Origin of the sequence: Bradyrhizobium sp. UFLA01-814 (assembly GCF_046718885.1) — a bacterium.
Classification (GTDB): Bacteria; Pseudomonadota; Alphaproteobacteria; order Rhizobiales; family Xanthobacteraceae; genus Bradyrhizobium; species Bradyrhizobium elkanii.
In genome coordinates, this window is record NZ_JAQOSR010000381.1 from 1 (window position 1) to 649 (window position 649).

Genomic DNA, 649 nt, shown 5'->3' on the forward strand with positions numbered 1-649 from the left:
GACCAAGACCGCGCAGCTTGCGATCGCGCGCGGGCTCGCGGAGCTGACCAAGGGGACTGCCGTCACCGTCAACTCGGTGCTGCCCGGGCCGACGATGTCCGAAGGCGTCGAGACCTTCGTCAAGGATCTCGCCAAGCAGAACGGCCAGTCGGTCGAGGAGGCGGCGTCCAACTTCGTCAAGCAGCACCGGCCGACCTCGCTACTGCAGCGCTTCGCCAGCACCGAGGAAATCGCCAATCTCGTCGTCTATGTCTGCTCCAAGCAGGCCTCGGCGACCAACGGCGCCGCGCTGCGCGCCGAGGGCGGCATCGTCAACACCATCGCGTGAGGCCGCATGCCGGCCTATGTGATCTCCGAGGTCGAGATGCGGGACGCCGCGACATTCGAGGCCTATCGCACGCTTGCGGCGAACACCATCGCACAATATGGCGGGCGCTACGTCGTGCGGGGCGGCACAGTCGAGGTGGTGGAGGGCGGCCCGCCACCGAACGCGATTATCATCGTCGAATTTCCGACCATGGCGCGTCTGCGCGAATGGTACGCGTCACCGGAATACGCCGAAGCGTTGAAGCTTCGCGCAACCGCGCTGGAGCGACGCCTGTTGTTCGTCGAGGGCGTGCCGCCGATCTAAAGCGGGATGGGTTTAGGT

Annotated in this window: 2 protein-coding genes; both read left to right on the forward strand. The window is 65.8% G+C overall.

Annotation, left to right across the window (positions count from 1 at the left end; translation table 11 throughout):
- On the forward strand, positions 1-328 hold a 328-nt coding region (locus PMN64_RS42930), incomplete at its 5' end, for an SDR family oxidoreductase (RefSeq protein ID WP_411785131.1).
- 6 nt (positions 329-334) lie between these two features.
- On the forward strand, positions 335-631 hold the full coding sequence (locus tag PMN64_RS42935; protein WP_411785132.1) for a DUF1330 domain-containing protein: 297 nt from the start codon (positions 335-337) through the stop codon (positions 629-631).
- Positions 632-649 lie beyond the last annotated feature (18 nt).